Source organism: Gilliamella sp. B2828 (assembly GCF_026537125.1).
Lineage (GTDB): Bacteria > Pseudomonadota > Gammaproteobacteria > Enterobacterales > Orbaceae > Gilliamella.
Map to the genome: position 1 here is coordinate 21150 of NZ_JAFNMU010000006.1, position 22554 is coordinate 43703.

Below are 22554 nucleotides of genomic sequence, written 5' to 3' on the forward strand. Positions count from 1 at the left end.
GATACCCTAATTTTTTTGATTAATTTTATTAAGATCCACAACAGCATCTTGTTTTAATAGAGGATCGTTGTTAATAGCTGTTGCAATAATCTTAGCTATTGCTTGTGCACCTTTTTCTTGAAAATGCGTAGCATCCGGATTGTTAATCACGCCAGAAGTTTGATTTTTATAATAAGGATATTTAGGATCATTAGGATCTACAGCTAACCAGTAAGACTGCCAGTCATCCTTGTGTTGGTTCGCAAAATCAATACTCAATGACTCCAAATCAATTAAAGCTACTTGATTAACTTTAGCCGTATGTTTAATCGTATTCGAATAATCTCCCCAATATGCAAAACCAGGTTTATTGGCGGTATAATGCATATGACTAACAGGATTGGTACTTTGATTTTGATGAGCAATGTTATTATTTTTATCTTTATAACGGGTGACTGGTGTCATCAAAATTGGCGTCATATCCAACGCGTTTGCCACAGCGAGATAACCTTCTAAAGAGGATTGGAATGACATATTTTCTTGCATTGATGGATACTGTTTTTGGTTATTATCATCATTAGGATAAGTGCATAAATTAGCAACATCCACTTTACCTCGTTTCGGATTGTTGCCGTTACATTTTTCATCATTATGTCCAAAAGCGATGATCATATAATCGCCTTTTTTCATTAAAGGGATCAGTAAATCGAACCATCCTTCAGTTTTGAAACTACGGCTTGAACGGCCTGACTGTGCGCCATTGATGACAACCGTATCAGCCTTATCATCAATAAACTGATCAAAAACTTGGCCCCATCCCATTCTTGGATAAACTTTTTTATCATAGTTGGACGCAGTCGAATCACCTAAAATAAAAATACGTTGCTTAGCATTTATATTTCTTTCTTTTTGCTTAACTGCCTGATCATAATCAAAAGGTGAATCTTGGCTAATGGGTCTTAAACGCATATCAAACAATACAGTACCACTTACTTTACCAGTAGAAGAATCGTATCCACGATTAAAGTACATTACATTAAGTAGCTTGTTAATATCTGAATTTGCAGTAGTAAGTGGATCAAATAAATTAGCCATAATGCCTACTTGGCGTAATGCTTTATCAAACAGCAAATGATATTTTTTATAAGCATGGCTTAATGCAGCATCATCTATTGAAAAAGATAATTGATTATCAGTAAATTGTTCTGGACCTAGAAGATTGATTTGTTTAGCTAGTTCACTAGTTAAAAAATCAGTTAATGGATTAATATTAACAGTATTTTTTTCATCTTTTTGTAAGGTATGAACGTATGAAACCAAACAATTACCGTTACACATTTGCCCTTCATCCGCTTTTCGGGCAAGTGAGTTTTCATTACTAAAAACAATTAGTGGTGGAGTCAGTTCAGAAACATCTTGTTGATAAAACCCATCGCTATTAGTCGCCGTTTTTAAAATTTTATTATTCACATCACGGACTATCACCGATGAAATAACTGGTTTATTAACATAAACATAACCTTGTATTACCGTACTTGCCAATACTTGATTGATTGAAGTGACAACCAATAAAAATCCGAAAAAAATTTTCTTTATCATTTTTTCACCACTAACTGTTTTTAACACTTTTATCGATTAAAATAAATAAGATAATCCTAGTGCTAACTTAGCTTCCCTTGCGTCAGAATGAACACTTTTTGCCACATCTTCTGCAGCAAAGTTAACTTGCCAAACTTTGGTTGCTTGCCAATTTATATCCAGTTCTTGTTGATAATCATTCTTTTTATCATTGTGTAATACATAGTTCCCTTTTAAGTATGAGAAGCGATAGCCAATGTTCCAATCAGGAGTTAGATTAATATCAGCACCGATATCAAAACGATTGCGCGCTCGATTATCGACATAACCTTGAACACTATCTTCGCGTTTACTTCTTGAAACTTTGCGATATTCAAATCGATATTGGCCATAAAAAGATAGATCATCACTTTGTAACCAAGTCAATTTTAAAGCGGGAGAATAACGAACACCTGGACGTTGTAAATCACTTACATCACCTAATTGATAATGAGGTAAGTTTTCTTCACTTTTAGCTTTATAACCACCACCAGAATAGAATCTAACTTCCATATTTGGTGTTAGTACCCAATTATCAGCCAAATAAAAATTGTAACCTCCATAAATTTGATAATGGCTAGAAACAATATCGTCAAAGAATAATCTATTTTTTAATTGGTTATAAGTATTTACACTTAGACCAACATAGCCTGTCTTATCAAAATCAGTATAAAGACCAAAACTATCACCATGATAATGTGAAGTTAAACCATAATGATGCGCATATTTGAAATAGGTTTTATAAGCGAAATTAGAATCTTTGCTATTTGATTGACCGAATGCGTAATTGAAACCAACTTTAAACTTAGCTTGTCGAGTATTTGTGGTTTTATTTTTCGATACATCAGAAATGGAAAAATAAGGACGGAACAATTTTGAATAATTATAGGTAATTTTAAATTCTTGCTCATAATCAGTTTTTTTATTGTTATAAGCTTTATATTCATTTTTAGAAAAACCGTTCTTTAAGGCTTTATAAGAATTGTTAGTATAATCACCAATATAATAGTTAAAGGTATAGGCAAAGTTAAATGCTTTTATACCCGAATACATTAATGCCCAATCTAAACGATTCCTTCCTGTATTACTACTAGCAACATATTTAACTTGTTTGCCAGCTATTTTTGCTCTTTTATAACGTTCAGCATGAGATATTTTCTTCCATTCATAACGATAGCGCAAACTTGTTGACCAATCACTATTAATTTTATAACTATATTTCAATCCTGGTTGATAAAGAGTTGAATCTTTGTTGAAACCTAATTCAAATGATGGAATAATCGATCCCCAGCCATCATCAAGCGTAAATGTTTTTTGAATAACGACACCACCTGATCCACCTTGCATATCATCATATAAAACATCACGTTTGTTTCCACCACCTTCAGTAACACCAAATTTAAATTCATATTGCCAACTATCGTCGGTTTTATGAATTAATTTAATAGTATCCCCATGAATCCTATCCATAGATTTCCAATTATGTTCATATTGAAAGATTGTTTGACCAGAACCAGCGAAGCTACAGATAGGAAAGGTTGATAGAAAAATTAAAAGCGGTATTTTCTTCAATTTAAAATTATTCATTATTGTTTTCCTATTTTTTAAAATGCTGTTTTATATTTTTTAGTATTTTATTAATGTTTTCTGTTAATAAGATCACAATTTAAAAAAACAGTTCAAAAAAATAATAAAAATATGAGATTTATCCTTTTTATTTTTAATACTATTCATATTTGAACTTTTCAAATTAAATAAAGTGTTACCAATATCACATTTCTAAAAAAAATTTTGAAATAAACTTGTACAAATTAAATATTATTCTAATAATATTTTTAAAACAGTATTTCATAATTATTAAGGAAAATAGATTTATGGCTGATAATCAGAAAAAAATAACCTTACTAACCCGATTTTCTTATGGTAGTGGTAATTTAATAGGAAGTGGTGCGTTAGCAATCAGTGCGGCTTGGTTATTATACTTTTATACAACATTTTGTGGACTTTCAGCATTTCAAGCAACGTTAATTTTTTCAATAGCTACCTATTTAGATGTAATTTTAAATCCACTAATGGGGTTTATTACTGATAACTTTAACCATACAAAACTTGGGCGTCGATTCGGACGTCGTCGATTCTTTATCCTATTTGCTATTCCATGTATGATTATTTACCCATTACTTTGGGTAGATGGGATGAATTTCTGGTACTACTTAACAACCTATATTTTATTTGAATTCATCTATACCATGATTATGATTCCATACAATACTTTACCGGTAGAGATGACTAAAAACTTCGATCAAAGAACTTACCTAGCAGGCTCCAAAGCAATGTTTGGTAAAGTTGCCAACTTCTTAGCCGCTGCTATCCCTGGTGTATTTTTCTATCTATTTGATGGTAAAGACTCTCCACTACCATTCTTATTAACAGGTATTACTTATGCATCTATTATGGCGATAGCACTAATTTTACTTTATTTTAATAGCTGGGAAAAATCAGTTGATGAAATTGAAGATGAAACAACTTCTGGCCTTTGGGAAAGTATTGTTAAATTATTTTCAGATGTTTTTTCAACTTTCCGTTTAAAAACCTTTAGAAACCATTTAGGTATGTATCTATTTGGCTTTGGTGCTGAATGGTTATTTGCGGCAACATTTACTTATTTTGTGGTATTTAACTTAGGTCAACCAAAAACCTTCGTTTCACAAATGAACAGTTTAAGCAGTATTTGTCAACTCATTTCTACCGCCTTCTTCATGGCTTGGTGTGTAAAACGTGGATTCAAAAGACCATTTGTCATTGCAATACTAATTGTAATATCTTCAGTAATCGGTTATATCGGTGTTTACTACTTTAACATGCCTTATGTTACATGGATTGTTATTGGTATTACTATTTGGTTTGGTTTAGGAACAGGGGGGGTTTATTACATTCCATGGAGCGTATACACCTTCTTAGCTGACATTGATGAAGTATTAACAGGCAGACGCCGTGAAGGTATTTATGCAGGTGCCATGACCATGGCGGGTAAACTAATGCGTGCAACAATTGTCTTTATTTTAGGTATAGTATTGAAATATTCCGGTTTTGTATCAGGCGTAGATGCTGTTCAACCAGAGAGTGCGGTTACAGCAATCAACTTAGTATTAGTATTCGGTGTGTGTGGAATGGCACTATTAGGTATCTTCTTCACATATCGTATGAAATTAGATAAATCGACTCATGCACTTATTATTCAAGAGCTTGATAGATTAAAAAACGGTGGTAAAAAACAAGATGCAACACCAGAAATAAGAAGTTTAGTTAAAGAGTTAACTGGATTTGATTATGACAACTGTTTTGGTAATAATAATGTTGGCTTTAAACAACATCATTAAAAATAAGTAAAAATAATAATATCATCAATTGAAAATCATCTGATCTAATCCATTAGATGATTTTTTAATATTTTAAATTAAGCCAAAATTATCTAGTGCTTTAGCAATACCGTCATTATCATTAGTATCTGTAACGTATTGAGCTTTGTCTTTTAGCGTCTTAACTGCATTCCCCATAGCTATTGGATGATCAACGGTTAGGAACATTTCCAAATCATTCATACCATCACCAAAGGCATATGTAGGTACGTCATTAAAACCTTTCATTTTTAATAGTTCACTGATACCTCTTCCTTTTGAACCACCATGATTAAAGACATCAACACAATAAGGAGTATTACGAATAAAAGTGAGTTCAGGAAATAGCTCACGATAAGATGATTCACCTTGCTCACAAAGCAATAACAACATTTGAATCGGTTCTTTTAAATAAATTTGATCATCAACAGAAGGAACATCTTGTTTTAAATAATGGTAAAATTTTTGTGCAGGTTGACTATTTTCACTAATTCGCATCGTCTGATAATTATAAAAAGACAACGGAATATTCGTTTTCTCCCTAGAAAATTCATATAAACGAGTAATGACATTTTTATCAATATTATTGGTAAATACGACCTCTTTTTCATAAACAACGACTTGTCCATTCATCCCTATAATCGAATTTATTCCCGTTTCTTTCATCAAATTAACTACTTCAAGTGGTGTTCTTCCTGTTGCTATTATAGGTATAATATTATTTTTTTTAAGTTTTTTTATTGCATTATAAGAACTAGGTAACACATCTATATCTTTATTAAATAAGGTTCCATCTAAATCGAAAAAAACAATAGCTTCAGGTTTCTTTTTCATTTCATAAATCCAAAATATGTTTAATAAAAGGAATGGTTAATTTGCGTTGTTGAGCTAACGTAGCTACTTCAAACTCTTCCATTAAAGAAAATAAAGTTCGCATATCGCGATTAACACGTTTTAACAAAAATAATCCAACTTCCGTTGATAGCTCAAATCCACTTAGCTTAGCCCTAAGTTGTAAAGCTTTTAGTTTATCCTCATCACTTAACTCTTTTAACTGATAAACTTGCCCCCACGTTAACCTTGATACCAAATCAGGTAGTATAAAAGGAACTTGTTTTGGAGGAGCACTGGCAGTTATCAATAATTTACTAACGTTTTTTTCGGTTAAACGATTAAAAAGATCAAATATTGCTTCTTCCCAATCACGATGACCTGCTATCGCATCAATATCATCTAAACAAACCAAATCATAATTATCTAAACCTTGTAAAATCTCAGGTACAAGTAGAACATGCTGTTTTAAAGGAATATAGCTTGCTAACTTATTTTGACATGAAGCATGTAATAGATGAGTACGACCAGCGGCACTTGCTGACCATATATAAAAGACATTAAAACTCTCTTTACCCAATAAAGTTTGTAAAGAATCAAACAATAATTGATTATCACCTACATAAAAACTATCAAAAGTTTCATTATTAGGTAATGAAAAAGGTAAAGGTAGCTGTGAAAGAGTAATAAAAAAACCTCACAATAAAAAAACGAATCGCATTAAGTATAAATTTGCTTTTACAAAAATCAATCACTTTTATAGAAAAGTAAATAAGATCCCATAAAGGCTTATTAAATATTTAATTTTAAAACAACAAAATACTTTGTAAACTTTTAAAGTTATAATATTAAATAATGATATATACAATTTGTATTGGTATAAAACTAACCATACTATTATTATTTATTAATAATAGAATAAATGATATCTATATAAATAAAAATATTTTGCATTATTCAAATATCATTAAACAATTTTAATCACATCAATTTTATCTTCTTATTATAAATAATTTAAGCACAAATCCTCTTTTATAGTATTATAAACGAACTTTAATATAGCATAAAATCATTGAATTAACTTAAGCGATATTTTTTGATCTAAAAGTATTTTTATTAAAAGTAAAAACGAAATATCTTTTCAAAGATCTTACCTGTTAATGTGATCCTCCATTCTTTTTCAAAAAATAGATCATATAATCAAGTATAAAATTAAATCAATAAAAGCTAAAAAATAAGCAAACAAATTTATTTTCTGTGGATAACTCTGTGCTAAAACTGGATAACAAGCTGTGATAAGCATATTAACAACCCAAAAAAATAAATTCTTTGTGGATAAGTAATCTATTTATCAACAATTTTAAACAAGAAAAGATCCGATCAATTAACAGAGTTAACTATTGTATAAGATCCTATAAAATAATTATAAATACCAGTTATCAACAGAAAAGATCCAACATAATAATAATAAAAATAAAAGATCATATAAAAGATCTTATTTAATTTAGATCGCGATCAAAATAGATCATTTGACGTAATGAAAAAGATGAGTAAAATTCTCTACGCTAAATAAATCCAAATCACATGATCAAAAAATATTTGATCGCCTATATATAAAATAACGTACGAGGCTTTTTTATGTTTTATCCAGATCTTTTTGATGTCATCATTGTAGGTGGTGGACATGCAGGAACCGAAGCCGCTATGGCATCAACAAGAATGGGGCGAAAAACACTACTTTTAACCCATAATATCAATACATTAGGTCAAATGTCCTGTAATCCAGCTATCGGTGGTATAGGTAAAGGTCATTTGGTTAAAGAAATTGATGCTATGGGAGGATTAATGGCTCATGCTATTGATCTGGCAGGGATCCAATTTCGAATATTAAATAGTAGTAAAGGACCCGCGGTAAGAGCAACGCGCGCTCAAGCAGATCGATCTTTATATTGCAAAGTAATAAGAACAACCCTTGAAAACCAAGAAAACTTAATGTTATTTCAACAATCAGTTGAAGACGTGATTATCGAAAATGATCAGATCACAGGTGTTGTGACTCAAATGGGTGTTTCTTTCAAAGCAAAAGCAGTTGTATTAACCACAGGTACATTTTTAGATGGTAAGATCCACATAGGACTTGATAATTATAGTGGTGGACGGACAGGTGATCCTGCTGCAATTGGTTTATCTAAAGCATTACATCAATATCCATTTAGAATGGGGCGTTTAAAAACAGGTACTCCACCAAGGATTGATGCTAGAACAATTGATTTTTCACAATTAAATACCCAATATGGTGACGATCCTACACCAGTATTCTCATTTTTAGGTAAAGCCAGTGAACATCCTAGACAGATCCCATGCTATATTACCAGTACCAATGAAATAACACATGAGATCATTCGAAATAGTTTGGATCGTAGTCCTATGTATACTGGTATTATTGAAGGTGTTGGACCAAGATATTGTCCATCAATAGAAGATAAAATTATGCGTTTTGCGGATCGTAATTCGCATCAGATCTATTTAGAACCAGAAGGATTAAACTGTAATGAAATCTATCCGAATGGGATCTCAACGAGTTTACCATTTGATGTTCAACTAGCCTTTGTACGAAGTATGAAAGGATTAGAGAATGCTAATATTGTCAGACCTGGCTATGCGATCGAATATGATTATTTTGATCCTCGAGATCTCAAACCAACACTTGAAAGTAAAGTGATCAAAGGTTTATTTTTAGCTGGACAGATCAATGGTACTACAGGTTATGAAGAAGCCGCTGCTCAAGGTATGCTGGCAGGATTAAATGCAGCTCGTTTTGTTTATGATCAAGATCAATGGTATCCAACTCGTGATCAAGCTTATTTAGGAGTGTTAGTTGATGATCTTTGTACACTTGGTACCAATGAACCTTATCGCATGTTCACCTCGCGTGCTGAATATCGTTTAATGCTACGTGAAGATAATGCAGATATTCGCTTAACGGAAATTGGCCGTAAATTAGGTATGGTGGATGATTATCGTTGGCAACGTTTTAATGAAAAATTTGAAGCTATTGAGCAAGAAAGAGCGCGTTTACGTGATATTTGGGTTCATCCTCACATTGAAAAAATTGATGAAGTTAATGCGGTATTAAGCGCTAACCTTACCAAAGAAGCCAATGGCGAAGAGTTGCTTAAACGTCCTGAAATGAGTTATAAAACACTACAATCTTTGTCTCTATTTGCACCAGGGCTAAGTGATGATCAAGCAGCAGAACAAGTTGAAATACAAGTTAAATATGATGGTTATATAAAATTACAAATTGAAGAAATTGAACGCCAAAAACGTAATGAAGAAACTCTTATTCCAGAGCATATTGATTATGCGGAAATTTCAGGTTTATCAAATGAAGTTGTGGCTAAATTAAAGCAACATAAACCTGTGTCAATTGGACAAGCTTCACGTATATCGGGTATTACTCCGGCAGCGATTTCAATGCTATTAGTTTATTTAAAAAAGAAGAATTATGTTAAAAAAGAAACTCATTAATCTTATTGATCAAACGGATCTATCGATCACTGATCTACAAATTGATCAGCTGGTTGATTATGTTGAAATGCTTAATAAATGGAATAAGGCTTATAATTTAACTGCGGTGCGTGATCCAAAAGAAATGCTCATTAAACATATCATGGATAGCTTAGTTGTATCCCCTTATTTAATTGGTAAGTCCTTTATAGATGTGGGTACAGGTCCTGGGCTACCAGGTATACCACTAGCTATTATTAATCCTGATAAGCAATTTGATTTAGTTGATAGTTTAGGTAAACGTATTCGTTTTTTAAAACAGGTACAATTTGAATTAAAATTAAAAAATATCAATCCTGTACAAAATCGTATTGAAGAGTATATCGATAAAAAATTCGATGGAGTAATCAGTCGAGCCTTCGCTTCTTTGCAAGATATGCTTAGTTGGTGTAAACATCTTCCTAATCAACAAGGTGCTTTCTATGCCTTAAAAGGTAGCGATATTGATGTCATTCCTGAAGGTTTTATTCTTAAACAAAATATAAAACTGACTGTTCCAGAATTAGATGCAGAAAGAAGTTTAGTTATTATTCAATAGATTATATCTTAAACATATAGTTTACCTGAAACTTCTTAGAAAATTTATTTTTTACGTTTTTTCAGGTAATCTTTAATACCATTAACGATTGCGTTAGATATTTGGATCTGGAATGCAGCTGTATTTAATTTTTGTTCTTCATTAACATTGCTAATGAAGGCTGTTTCAACTAAAACAGAAGGTATATCAGGAGCTTTTAATACCGCAAAACCTGCTTTCTCAATTGATGGTTTACGTAATTTGTTGACGCTTTTCATGCGGTTTAAAATAGAACTGCCCAATATTACACCATTACTCAGCGTAGTTTTTTGTACTAAATCTAATATGGTATTATCTAAATATTTATCACCACTGCGACTTATACCACCAATTTGATCAGCTTCATTTTGAGTTTGTGCTAAATAGCTAGCAGCTGAACTACTTGCCCCTTTAGTTGAAAGGGCAAAAACAGATGATCCTTTTACAGATCGATCTATAAAAGCATCAGCATGAATGGAAATAAAAAGATCAGCTTGCAAAGAACGTGCTTTTGCCACTCGTACATTTAAAGGAATAAACACATCTTCATTACGAGTCATATAGACTTTTATATTAGGCTCTTTTTTAAGTAGACTGTAAGTACGACGAGCTATTTGTAAAACAATGTCTTTTTCTCGTGTTTTTTTAAAACCAATAGCGCCAGGATCTTCACCACCATGACCAGGATCAAGTACGACTACTACTGGTGGAGTTTGTGTGCTTTTCTTCTGTGAATTTTTCTTTTTATTGTTATCAATTTTGATTTCAGACTGTTTTTTACTAAGATCGCCTTCTTTATACTCTTCTAATAGAGCAAGTAAAGGATCATTATCTTCAGTTAAAGCTACTTTAGATGGATAAAGATCGATAACTAAACGATTTTTATATTTTCCAATTGGTGGAAGTGTAAAAGTATTTGGGTTAATATCCTGTTTTAATTCGATCATTATTCTTACTGTTTTGCTATTGAGCTGAATAACTTTCAACGATTTAATATAAGGATCACGACTTAATACTTTTGATGAAATTTTTTTTAAGGCTGTATCTAAATTAATATCATTGATATCAACAGCAAGCCTTTTTGGATTGTTTAGTAAAGAATGATTATATTTTAAACGTGTGTTTGTTTCTATTGTTATTCTTGTATAGGTTGATGAAGGCCAAATACGTACTGCAACCACTTTTGCTAATGTTGCGGCAAAACCAACGCGCGTGACAGATAATAAACATGTCGCAATGATACCTTTAATTAATAGGCGCTTTGTTGGACTGAGTGTTTTGGGCATATCTAAACTATTTATTTACTAAGAGAATTAAGCGCGAATAATAACATAAAATATTTCTTTTTTAAAAAGAATGATTATCATCTTCGCTTGCTCTTTTTAATTGAGGATTTATCCATATTTGCTATTTTAAATAAATCTTTTTTGTAAATAGCCATTTTTTATTTATCTTATTAAATTATTCTATTTTTTATATAACTTACTCTACTTGTTAATTATCATCATGCAAGAGACGGGTTTAAATCCAATTTTGAATTAATGTTAATCTCATTTATTCTGATTATTTTCAATAACACATTATTTTAGTTATCAATATTTAATATATTGCAATAATTAAAAAGAGATTTATGTAAAATTTTATTATCAAATATAAAATAGATAATTAATCAGATATTAGGATTTATTTCGTGATTATAGAAATTTTAAATATGGTTAATTGATGATCTTTTATATGCCAGTAAAGTTTATTAGAAAATATACAATATTACATTGCATTAACGTTTTTTATTTTATTATAGACCCTACAATCACAAAGGATTACAATATGGGGCGCTAAAATCGCGGATTTAAACCCGTTTTCATTTTAACAATTAATTATAGCTGAGTTATTGATGAGCAAAAAATTACATATAAAAACATGGGGATGCCAAATGAATGAGTATGACTCAACCAAAATGGCTGATCTTCTTGAATCTACCCATGGTTTAACATTAACTGAAAATCCAGAAGAAGCAGATATTCTATTACTGAATACTTGCTCTATTCGAGAAAAAGCTCAAGAAAAAGTATTTCACCAATTAGGGCGTTGGAAAAATCTTAAACAACATAATCCTAATATTATTATAGGTGTAGGTGGTTGTGTAGCTTCTCAAGAAGGTGCGCATATTCGCAAACGTGCCCCTTTTGTTGATATCATTTTTGGACCGCAAACGTTTCACCGTCTACCTGAAATGATAGAGCAAATACGTAGTGGTAAGGGTAAACATGTGGTTGATGTCAGTTTTCCTGAAATTGAAAAATTTGACCGTTTACCAGAACCTCGTAGTGAAGGTCCAACAGCATTTGTCTCAATTATGGAAGGATGTAATAAATATTGTACTTATTGTGTGGTACCTTATACTCGTGGTGAAGAAGTAAGTCGACCTTGTGATGATGTTATTTATGAAATAGCACAACTTGCAGAACAAGGTGTACGTGAAGTGAATTTACTGGGTCAAAATGTTAATGCTTATCGCGGACCAACCTTTGATGGTGATATTTGTTCATTTGCTGAGTTATTACGTTTAGTTGCTGCTATTGATGGTATTGATCGTATTCGTTTTACTACTAGTCATCCAATCGAATTCACTGATGATATTATTGATGTATATCGTGATACCCCAGAACTGGTTAATTTCTTACATTTACCTGTACAAAGTGGGTCTGATCGAGTATTAAATTTAATGAAACGAACTCATACTGCAATTGAATATAAATCCATTATTCGCAAATTACGTAAAGTGCGTCCTGATATTCAAATTAGTTCGGATTTTATTGTAGGTTTTCCTGGAGAAACACAAGAAGATTTCGAACAAACCATGAAACTTATTGCTGATGTGAATTTTGATTTAAGTTACAGTTTTGTTTATTCCGCTCGCCCAGGTACGCCTGCTGCAGAAATGGAAGATAATGTATCAGAAGAAGAGAAAAAGCAGCGTCTGTATATTCTTCAAGAACGTATTAATCAACAAGCAATGCAATTTAGCCGTCGAATGTTAAATACGGTACAACGTATTTTAGTTGAAGGTCCGTCTAAAAAAGATTTGATGGAATTAACAGGTAGAACTGAAAACAATCGTATAGTTAATTTTGAGGGTTACCCTAATATGATTGGAAAATTTGTTGATGTTGAAATTACGGATGTTTATCCAAATTCATTACGTGGTAAAGTAATTCGAACCGAAGATGAAATGGATTTACGAGTAAGTCAATCACCAATGTCAGTGATATCTCGAACTCGTAAAGAAAATGATTTAGGGGTGGGAATTTATCATCCATAATAAAAAAGTAGATATTTAGCTGACTTATAATATTAAAATTATTATATACAATGAGATGAAAGGAAAATAATATGTTTGTCATATTGGAGACTTGTGGCGGTAAGCCAATAAACACAGTGGATAATGTCGCTATTCTCCCCTGAGGCAAAAAATTATTATTTATTAAAAAAAATAATAAGATAATTAAATAAAAGTCGCTAAAATTTTTACTTTTTTATCCCTATTTTTAGTAATAAAACGTTAGGGAAATATATAAAATATCATTACTGCGATTCTGATTATAATGAAAAAGTACTAGAATATATACTGCTAACATTTGAACAACAAACATTATGTTAAAAATAATAAAAAGCGCAATGATTTCATAAACAGTAATCTAAAAAAAGCATTTAATAATATAGTGTTATAAAATATTGTTAGCTGTAACCGTTGAAAAATGGATTTTAAAAGAGGTTGAAAAGTGCTCTTTATGTGAACAGCGTCTTAGTGATTAAATTATTATTAAGAGGGACTTAACTTTGGATATTATTACACACGAAACTGTACTTGAACCAGCAGATAATAAGAGGCTTAATAGTCTTTGTGGTCCTTATGATGACAATATTAAACAACTTGAAAGTCGATTAGGCATTGAAATTAATCATCGGGGAAATCTATTTGCTATAACAGGTAATGCTGTCTGTGTTAAAGCTGCAAAGGATATTTTACAGTCTCTTTATAAACATACCAAAAATAATAATAAAATTGTAGAAATAGAATCTGAGCATGTCCACTTGACAATAAAAGAGTCAGGTGCGCTTGAAAAAATAAGTGAACACTTACCAACATATGTTCATCATCCAGCGGGAAAGTTGGTGATGATAAAAACTAAACGTGGCGTTATAAAACCTCGAACCCCTAATCAATCACAATATATTGCGCATGTCTTGGATTATGATATCACTTTTGGTATTGGCCCTGCTGGAACCGGTAAAACTTATTTAGCCGTAGCTGCGGCTGTTGATGCATTGGAAAAACAACAAGTACGTCGAATTGTATTGACTCGTCCGGCTGTGGAAGCTGGTGAAAAACTTGGCTTTTTACCTGGCGATCTCAGTCAAAAAGTTGATCCTTACTTACGACCTCTTTATGATGCCTTGTTTGAAATGCTAGGTTTTGAAAAAGTGGAAAAACTCATTGAAAAAAGCATTATAGAAATTGCGCCACTTGCTTATATGCGTGGACGTACACTTAATGATGCTTTTATTATCCTTGATGAAAGTCAAAATACTACTATTGAGCAAATGAAGATGTTTTTAACTCGTATTGGTTTTAATTCTAAAGCGGTAATAACAGGTGATGTTACCCAAATAGATCTTCCTCGCAATCAAAAATCTGGCTTGCGTCATGCTATAGAAGTATTAAGTAAAGTTGACGAAATTAGTTTCAATTTTTTTAATAGTGATGATGTGGTTCGTCATCCTGTCGTTGCCAGAATTGTTAATGCTTATCAAAAATGGGAAGAACAGCAGCATCATGCTGTTAAAAGTATTTAGAGGAGTATTACTATCCCTATCTTAAGTAACAAAAAGAAAAGCAATATTCGTGATCACTCTGCAGAAACCAATTTATTTTTGCGACGAGCACTATTTGCTTTTATTGTCATTATTTTATTATTATTAGTTTTACTTGTTAATTTAGCTGATCTTCAGATTGCTAATTATGGTTATTACAGCACTAAATCTAATAATAATCGTATTGAAATCATTCCCATACCGCCGAGTCGTGGTATGATCTATGATCGTAATGGTACACCATTGGCCATTAACAATATCACTTATCAACTTAATATCATTCCTGATAAAATTAAAAACCTTAATGAACAATTTAATCAGTTAAAAACTATTGTTGATTTAACTGATGAAGATATCGAGAATTTTCAAAAGGAACGCCGAAATTATAAAGCTCATCGCCCTGTTCCATTAAAAGATAATTTAACCCAACAACAGATAGCCCGTTTTGTTGTTGACCAACATCGCTTTCCTTATGTTTCTATTGTTGGGATACAGCATCGTTATTACCCATATGAAGCATCATTGACTCATATTATTGGCTATATTTCAAAAATTAACGGTCAAGATAAACAACGCTTAGAAGATGAAAATAAAAGTAGCAATTATGTTGCGACGTTTAATATTGGAAAAATGGGGATTGAAAAATATTATGAAGATGTATTACATGGCATCCCTGGTTATGAAAAAGTAGAAGTTAACAGTAGAGGAAGAATCGTACGTCAACTTAATCAACATCCACCTCAAGCTGGTGAGGATATCTACTTATCTATCAATCTTAAGTTACAACGTTATATAGAACAATTGTTAGCTGGTCGTAAAGCAGCTGTAGTTGCTATTGACCCTAATAATGGTGAAATTTTAGCTTTGGTTTCAAGTCCTACCTATGATTCTAATCCATTTGTAGGGGGGATATCGAATGATAAATATAAAGCATTGCTTAATGATCCGAATAAACCTCTTTATAATCGAGCATTACTTGGTTCTTATCCACCTGCTTCAACGGTCAAACCTTATATTGCTATTGCTGCTTTAAGTGAAGGGGTTGTTACATCAAAAAGCGTCGTTAACGATCCAGGATGGTGGCAATTACCAGGAACCGAGCGACGCTATCGGGATTGGTTAAAATGGGGACATGGGCGAGTTGATGTATTAAGAGCAATAGAAGAATCTGTCGATACCTATTTTTATCAGGTTGCTTATGATATGGGCATTGATCGCTTAAAAGCATGGATGACTAAATTCGGCTTTGGTGAGAGAACAGGTATTGATATATCTTCCAATGAAGAGAGCCGTGCTGTTATGCCCAGCCGTGAATGGAAAATACAACGCCATAAAAAATCTTGGCTACAAGGAGATACGATTCCTGTTGGTATTGGACAAGGTTATTGGACGGCAACCCCAATACAAATGGCAAAAGCATTAACTATATTAATCAACAATGGTAAAACCTATACCCCACATTTTTTATTATATAAAAAGAGCGATATTTTAAATTCTAATGAGCAACAGCCAATAATTAATCCAGATAAATATTTGGAAAATAATAGTTTATCTGATGTTAATCCAAGTTATTGGGCGCTTGCTAAAGAAGGTATGTATCGTGTTATGTTTGGTTCGCGAGGAACGGCACGTAAAATTTATGCTGATGCCAAATATCAAGCAGCAGGTAAATCGGGGACGGCCCAAGTTTATGGATTAAAAGTAGATGAAGTCTACAATGCTCATAAGGTTCCTGAGCATTTACGTGATCATGCTTTGTTTGTTGCTTATGCACCTTATGATAAACCCAAAATTGCTTTAGCTATTGTTTTAGAAAATGGTGGAGGTGGAAGCTCAAACGGTGGTGCTGTAGCGCGAAAAATATTAGATTTTTACCTTCTTGGTAATAATTCAATGGAATTAAATGAATCATCACCAAATACGGGAATTGAAGATTAATTATGAATAATATAAAAAAATCTTTCTGGCAAAAGATACATATTGATCCACTATTTTTTCTATTTATTACTTTATTACTTGGTTATAGTCTTTATATTCTTTGGAGTGCAACTGGCCAAGATATCGATATGATTGAAAAACGCGTCATTCAAATTATGTTAGGTTTTATTGTGATGATTGTCTTTGCACAGTTTTCACCTAGAACATATGAAACATGGGCACCTACATTGTATATAATCTGCATTATAATATTACTATTAGTGGATATTTTTGGTTATACCAGTAAAGGTGCACAGCGTTGGCTAGATTTGGGTATTTTACGTTTTCAACCTTCTGAAATTGCCAAAATTGCAGTACCATTGATGGTAGCAAAATTTATCCATCGTGATGGCTGTCCTCCGACACTAAAAACAACGTTACAAACTTTGGCTATAATTGGTGTACCGACCTTACTTGTAGCAATGCAACCTGACTTAGGTACGGCTATTTTAATCGTTATGTCTGGCATTTTTATTATTTTTTTAGCCGGAATTGATTGGCGGTTTATTTTGATTGCTGTTGTTTTAATTGCTGCTTTTTTACCAATTATGTGGTTTTTCTTAATGCATGATTATCAGCGGCTTCGTGTTTTGATGTTATTCAATCCTGAACTCGATCCTAGTGGAGCTGGTTATCATATCATCCAATCAAAAATAGCGATTGGATCAGGTGGAATCTGGGGTAAAGGCTGGCTTAGTGGGACTCAATCACAATTAGAATTTTTACCAGAAAGGCACACCGATTTTATTTTTTCGGTTATTGCGGAAGAATTTGGTTTTGTAGGTACAATCGTTCTACTTATTCTATTTTTATGTTTAATTGTACGTGGATTAATTATTGCTTCACAAGCTCAAACAACTTTTGGCAGAATTTTATCTGGCGGGCTAATTTTAGTCTTTTTTGTGTATGTGTTTATTAATATTGGTATGGTCAGTGGAATCTTACCAGTAGTTGGTGTACCATTACCACTAATAAGTTATGGTGGCTCTTCTTTAGTCGTTTTAATGGCAAGTTTTGGCATTATGATGTCTATTCATACACATCGATACATGTTATCTAAAAACATTTAACGGAATTCAAATAAATGAAAAAGAAATTTAAATTATCTTTCGCGTTTTTAGCACTCGCGATTTGTTCAACTGCGTCAGCTGAAATGGCTTTTCCTATTCCTGCTATTCCACAATTAAATGCAGAGTCATATATTTTAATTGATGCCAAATCGGGGGAAATTTTAGCTCAATATAATGCGGAACAACAACGTGATCCGGCTAGTTTAACTAAAATGATGACTAGTTATGTTATAGGTCAAGCATTACAATCAGGCCGTATAAAAAATGATGATATGGTTGTCGTAAGTAAAGATGCTTGGGCAACTGGCAATCCTGCATTAAAAGGATCATCGCTAATGTTTTTAGAAGTGGGTAAAACAGTTTCAGTTGCTAATCTAAATAAAGGTATTATCATTCAATCTGGTAATGATGCATGTATTGCTATGGCTGAACATGTTGCTGGTAGTCAAGGTGCTTTTGTTAATTTAATGAATGAATATGCTAAAAAAATAGGTTTAGAGCATACGCATTTTGAAACTGTACACGGACTTGATGCACCAGGACAATATACAACCGCCAAAGATATGGCATTTTTAGGGCAAGCATTAATTCGTGATTTACCAAATGAATACGCAATCTATAAAGAAAAAGAATTTACTTATACCCTCTCTAAACCCCAATTAAATCGTAACGGTCTACTTTGGGATACAACATTAAATGTTGATGGGATCAAAACAGGACATACTAATGCGGCAGGTTATAATTTAGTTGCTTCTGCTGTAGATGGAAATACGCGTTTGATTTCAGTGGTGTTAGGAGGTCGAACTTTTAAAGGTCGTGAAGAAGAAAGTAAAAAATTATTAGTATGGGGATTTCGCTTTTTCGAAACGGCAAATCCTGTTAAAGCAGAGAGTTCATTAGTGAATGAAACAATTTGGTATGGAGATCAAAATAAAGTTCCATTAGGATCGGTTAATGGTGCTTTCGTTTCTGTACCAAAAGGACGTTCTGCTGATGTACAAGTACAATATATTATTGATGATTATATTTATGCGCCAATTACTAAAGGTACCAGTGTTGGTAAAATACAGTTTTTATTAGATGGCAAAGTGATTAATGAACAACCATTAGTAGCACTGCAAAATGTTGAAGAAACAGGATTATTTGGATCGATATGGGATTGGATTTGTTTGAAGTTCAATCAAATGTTCAACTAAATTTTATGAAACCATTTGATAAGTAAAACTTATTGAATGGTTTTTTTATAGCATAAAAAACTAAACTCATTTACTGCGCTAAAGTAACATTCTTACAACACTTTTTTACTTTGTTTGTCACACTACGATATTTATTCTAACTTGATCTATAATTATATCTTGTTTATTACTTATGACTTTTAAAAGAATAGATGATTAATATTTTACAATTATTTTTGCAAAAAAATTTTGGAATGTAAAAATATAACGATGTGGAACTGTATAAAAATTTACCTTATGTAAGACATTAGAATTTTCAAGTTGCGTAGAGACATTTAATTGTTCATACTTGTCACTTATTTTATATTAGGTGATAAAATCATTGAATCAGAAGACTCTCCAATATATATCTTATCTAAATTGATTTGTTCGGCAATCACCTCATTAGTTCCTGTTCTTTTAACTTTCTTTTGACATACATTTAATTTTGTTAGTGATAGTATCTCTTTATCAGTTGATATTTTAATACTATTTAGAGCAGAAGCATAATTAGAAGGTTAATTAACGATTAAAAACGTAGCATTAACAGGATCAACGTTTTTATTTCTTGATTGATAAAATACTTAGTAACTTCATAAGATTTGTTCGATTGTTATTTTTAATGTAATTTGCTTTTTTAAAGCACTACATTATTCTTTCTATTCTTTCTATTATTTTTATAAAAAATAACGCTGGCAAATTTTATCTAAATATGGTATAAAACGCGCGCTGCTTTTAACATTCATTTTTCAAAAAATCGTTGTAAGAGTAAGCACAAATTTTAATATTTAATTAACGTTATAACACACACATATCATTACTCTTTTCCGGGGTGCCTTTTGTTTTTTTCAATAAGGTCGGTTAAAGCGGATATGTGGAGGCATAACCCCAACGTCAAAATGAGGAAATCATGACTACAGTATCAATGCGCGATATGTTACAAGCGGGTGTACACTTTGGACACCAAACTCGTTATTGGAACCCAAAAATGAAACCATTTATTTTTGGTGCTCGTAACAAAGTTCACATCATCAATCTTGAAAAAACAGTTCCTTTATTTAACGAAGCATTAGCTGAATTAAACAAGATTGCCGCTCGTAAAGGTAAAATTTTATTTGTTGGTACAAAGCGTGCAGCTAGCGAAGCGATTAAACAAGCGGCTGAAAGCTGTGGGCAATACTACGTAAATCACCGTTGGTTAGGTGGTATGTTGACTAACTGGAAAACAGTACGTCAATCAATCAAACGTTTAAAAGATTTAGAAACACAAGCTAGTGATGGTACATTTGACAAATTAACCAAAAAAGAAGCATTAATGCGTGCTCGAGAAATGGCTAAATTAGAAAATAGCTTGGGTGGAATTAAAAATATGGGTGGCTTACCCGATGTGATTTTTGTTATTGGTGCAGACCACGAACATATCGCTATCAAAGAAGCTAACAATTTAGGTATTCCAGTCATTGCTGTTGTTGATACTAATTCAGATCCGGATGGTATTGATTACGTTGTTCCTGGTAATGATGATGCGATTCGTGCTATTCAACTATATGCAAATGCAGTAGCTGAAGCAGTACGTTCTGGTCGTGAGCAAAACCAATCTCCAGTATCTGAAGAAAGCTTCGTTGAAGAAGCTCCAGCAGCTGAGTAATAAACTCAAATATTTTCAAGGTCGATAATCAGTATCGACCTATTCTAATGACAATCATCACAATGGTTAACTAGAGGATTTAAAAATGGCTGAAATTACCGCTTCTATGGTAAAAGAACTGCGTGAAAGAACTGGCGCAGGTATGATGGAATGTAAAAAAGCATTAGTTGAAGCGAATGGCGATATCGATCTTGCTATCGACAACATGCGTAAATCTGGTCAAGCAAAAGCTGCTAAAAAAGCAGGTCGTGTTGCTGCTGAAGGTGTAATTATCTCTAAAATTGCTGCTGATAAAAAATCAGGTGTAATCTTAGAAATCAACTGTGAAACCGACTTTGTTGCTAAAGACGCTGGTTTCTTAGAATTTAGTGAAAAAGTTGCCACAGCCGCATTAAATGATGGTTTAACAGATCTTGCTGCTTTACAAGCAAAATTTGAAGAAGAACGTACAGCTTTAGTTGCTAAAATCGGTGAAAACATCGGTATTCGTCGTGTTCAAGAAATTACTGGTGAAGTTGTTGGTAGTTATCAACATGGTGCACGTATTGGCGTTTTAGTTGCTGCAAACAATGGCTGTGACGAAGAATTAGTGAAACATATTGCTATGCACATTGCAGCAAGTAAACCAGAATATGTCAGCCCAAGTGATGTACCTGCTGATGTGGTTGAACATGAACGTAATATCCAAATTGATATCGCTATGCAATCAGGTAAACCACGTGAAATCGCTGAAAAAATGGTTGAAGGTCGTATGCGTAAATTCACTGGTGAAGTTTCTCTTACTGGTCAACCATTTGTTATGGATCCAAGTAAAACAGTAGGTGATTTATTAGCAGAGAAAAAAGCGACAGTTGCTAAATTTATCCGCTTTGAAGTGGGTGAAGGCATCGAGAAAGTCGAAGTTGATTTTGCAGCAGAAGTTGCTGCGATGTCGAAACAATCTTAATTGTTTCATAAAAACCGCCGTCAAGGCGGTTTTGTTTATCTACAAAATATTTTTAAATTACTGTTAACAAGTATAGCTTGTCAGGTAATTAAGTAACGAAATAACGAATAGTGAGACTTCATATGGCAACCCCTTTCTATAAACGAATTTTACTTAAACTTAGTGGTGAAGCACTGCAAGGCGACGAAGGTTTTGGTATTGATCCAACCATTCTTGATCGTATGGCACAAGAAATTAAAGAACTGATTGAAATGAATGTTCAAGTTGCTGTCGTTATTGGAGGGGGAAATCTATTCCGGGGTGCTGGTCTTGCTAAAGCAGGAATGAACCGTGTTGTTGGCGATCATATGGGTATGTTGGCAACGGTAATGAATGGTCTTGCTATGCGTGATGCGTTGCATCGAATTGAAGTTAATGCTCGTTTAATGTCAGCCATTCCTTTAAATGGTGTATGTGATGATTATCGTTGGACTGAAGCGATTAGCTTGCTTCGTCATGGTAAAGTCGTTATTCTTTCTGCTGGTACAGGTAATCCATTTTTCACAACTGATTCTGCTGCATGTTTACGTGGTATTGAGATTGAAGCTGACGTAGTTTTAAAAGCAACTAAAGTTGACGGTGTTTACTCAGCTGATCCTGTTAAAGATCCAACGGCAACATTGTATAAAACATTAAATTATGGAAAAGTATTGGATGACGAATTAAAAGTGATGGACTTAGCAGCCTTCACCTTAGCGCGTGATCATAATTTACCTATTTGTGTATTTAATATGAACAAGCCAGGTGCGTTACGTCGGGTCATTTTAGGTGAACAAGAAGGAACATTAATTAATAATCAGGCAACAGTTAGCTGTTAGTCTTTTTTATTTCAAT

Annotated in this window: 16 protein-coding genes; 11 read left to right on the plus strand and 5 right to left on the minus strand. The window is 32.7% G+C overall.

Annotated features, from left to right (window positions below; genetic code table 11):
- Nucleotides 1-6: 6 nt before the first annotated feature.
- Together J3U19_RS06635 and J3U19_RS06640 are read right to left on the minus strand one after the other, a co-directional pair.
- Nucleotides 7-1578: an SGNH/GDSL hydrolase family protein gene (locus tag J3U19_RS06635; RefSeq protein WP_267345809.1), complete on the minus strand. Its 1572-nt coding sequence runs from the start codon at nt 1576-1578 to the stop codon at nt 7-9.
- 36 nt (nt 1579-1614) lie between these two features.
- On the minus strand, nt 1615-3183 hold the full coding sequence (locus J3U19_RS06640) for an oligogalacturonate-specific porin KdgM family protein (RefSeq protein ID WP_267345810.1): 1569 nt from the start codon (nt 3181-3183) through the stop codon (nt 1615-1617).
- A gap of 287 nt (nt 3184-3470) precedes the next feature.
- Here J3U19_RS06640 and J3U19_RS06645 point away from each other — a divergent pair, with 287 nt between their 5' ends.
- A complete protein-coding gene (locus J3U19_RS06645; protein ID WP_267341041.1) occupies nt 3471-4976 on the plus strand; it encodes an MFS transporter in 1506 nt (501 codons plus the stop codon).
- A 72-nt stretch (nt 4977-5048) separates the two neighbouring features.
- On the opposite strand, the gene J3U19_RS06650 is transcribed toward J3U19_RS06645, so the two are convergent.
- Both J3U19_RS06650 and hda read right to left on the minus strand, forming a co-directional pair.
- The gene (locus tag J3U19_RS06650) at nt 5049-5828 is read right to left on the minus strand and encodes a Cof-type HAD-IIB family hydrolase (protein WP_267345811.1); all 780 of its coding nucleotides are present in this window, start codon (nt 5826-5828) and stop codon (nt 5049-5051) included.
- A gap of 1 nt (nt 5829) precedes the next feature.
- Nucleotides 5830-6513 (minus strand): DnaA inactivator Hda, encoded by a 684-nt coding sequence (gene hda / locus J3U19_RS06655; RefSeq protein ID WP_267345877.1) that lies wholly within the window; start codon nt 6511-6513, stop codon nt 5830-5832.
- 950 nt (nt 6514-7463) lie between these two features.
- Here hda and mnmG point away from each other — a divergent pair.
- A complete protein-coding gene (gene mnmG, locus J3U19_RS06660; RefSeq protein WP_267345812.1) occupies nt 7464-9356 on the plus strand; it encodes a tRNA uridine-5-carboxymethylaminomethyl(34) synthesis enzyme MnmG in 1893 nt (630 codons plus the stop codon).
- Entirely contained in the window at nt 9334-9933 is a 600-nt protein-coding gene (rsmG, locus tag J3U19_RS06665) for a 16S rRNA (guanine(527)-N(7))-methyltransferase RsmG (protein WP_267341045.1), read from the plus strand. Before mnmG ends, rsmG begins: the two co-directional genes overlap by 23 nt.
- Before the next feature lie 44 nt (nt 9934-9977).
- Here the strand turns inward: rsmG and J3U19_RS06670 are convergent, their stop codons facing one another.
- A complete protein-coding gene (locus J3U19_RS06670) occupies nt 9978-11237 on the minus strand; it encodes an N-acetylmuramoyl-L-alanine amidase (RefSeq protein ID WP_267341046.1) in 1260 nt (419 codons plus the stop codon).
- A 608-nt stretch (nt 11238-11845) separates the two neighbouring features.
- Between J3U19_RS06670 and miaB the strand changes: the two genes are divergently transcribed.
- The 8 genes from miaB to pyrH all read left to right on the plus strand — a co-directional run bounded on the left by miaB (nt 11846) and on the right by pyrH (nt 22538).
- Entirely contained in the window at nt 11846-13273 is a 1428-nt protein-coding gene (gene miaB, locus J3U19_RS06675; protein ID WP_267341048.1) for a tRNA (N6-isopentenyl adenosine(37)-C2)-methylthiotransferase MiaB, read from the plus strand.
- 518 nt (nt 13274-13791) lie between these two features.
- Nucleotides 13792-14808: a PhoH family protein gene (locus J3U19_RS06680; protein ID WP_267341049.1), complete on the plus strand. Its 1017-nt coding sequence runs from the start codon at nt 13792-13794 to the stop codon at nt 14806-14808.
- A gap of 18 nt (nt 14809-14826) precedes the next feature.
- Nucleotides 14827-16764, plus strand: coding sequence for a penicillin-binding protein 2 (gene mrdA / locus J3U19_RS06685; protein ID WP_416380287.1), 1938 nt, complete (start codon nt 14827-14829; stop codon nt 16762-16764).
- Between the two features lie 2 nt (nt 16765-16766).
- Nucleotides 16767-17873, plus strand: coding sequence for a peptidoglycan glycosyltransferase MrdB (gene mrdB / locus J3U19_RS06690; protein ID WP_267341051.1), 1107 nt, complete (start codon nt 16767-16769; stop codon nt 17871-17873).
- 14 nt (nt 17874-17887) lie between these two features.
- Nucleotides 17888-19069 carry a serine hydrolase gene (locus J3U19_RS06695; protein WP_267341053.1) on the plus strand — a complete coding sequence of 394 codons (1182 nt, stop codon included), beginning with the start codon at nt 17888-17890 and terminating at the stop codon, nt 19067-19069.
- A gap of 928 nt (nt 19070-19997) precedes the next feature.
- On the plus strand, nt 19998-20735 hold the full coding sequence (gene rpsB / locus J3U19_RS06700) for a 30S ribosomal protein S2 (protein ID WP_267341054.1): 738 nt from the start codon (nt 19998-20000) through the stop codon (nt 20733-20735).
- Between the two features lie 85 nt (nt 20736-20820).
- Nucleotides 20821-21681 (plus strand): translation elongation factor Ts, encoded by an 861-nt coding sequence (gene tsf, locus J3U19_RS06705; RefSeq protein WP_267341055.1) that lies wholly within the window; start codon nt 20821-20823, stop codon nt 21679-21681.
- A gap of 122 nt (nt 21682-21803) precedes the next feature.
- Nucleotides 21804-22538 carry a UMP kinase gene (gene pyrH / locus J3U19_RS06710; RefSeq protein WP_267341057.1) on the plus strand — a complete coding sequence of 245 codons (735 nt, stop codon included), beginning with the start codon at nt 21804-21806 and terminating at the stop codon, nt 22536-22538.
- The last annotated feature ends 16 nt before the right edge of the window (nt 22539-22554 follow it).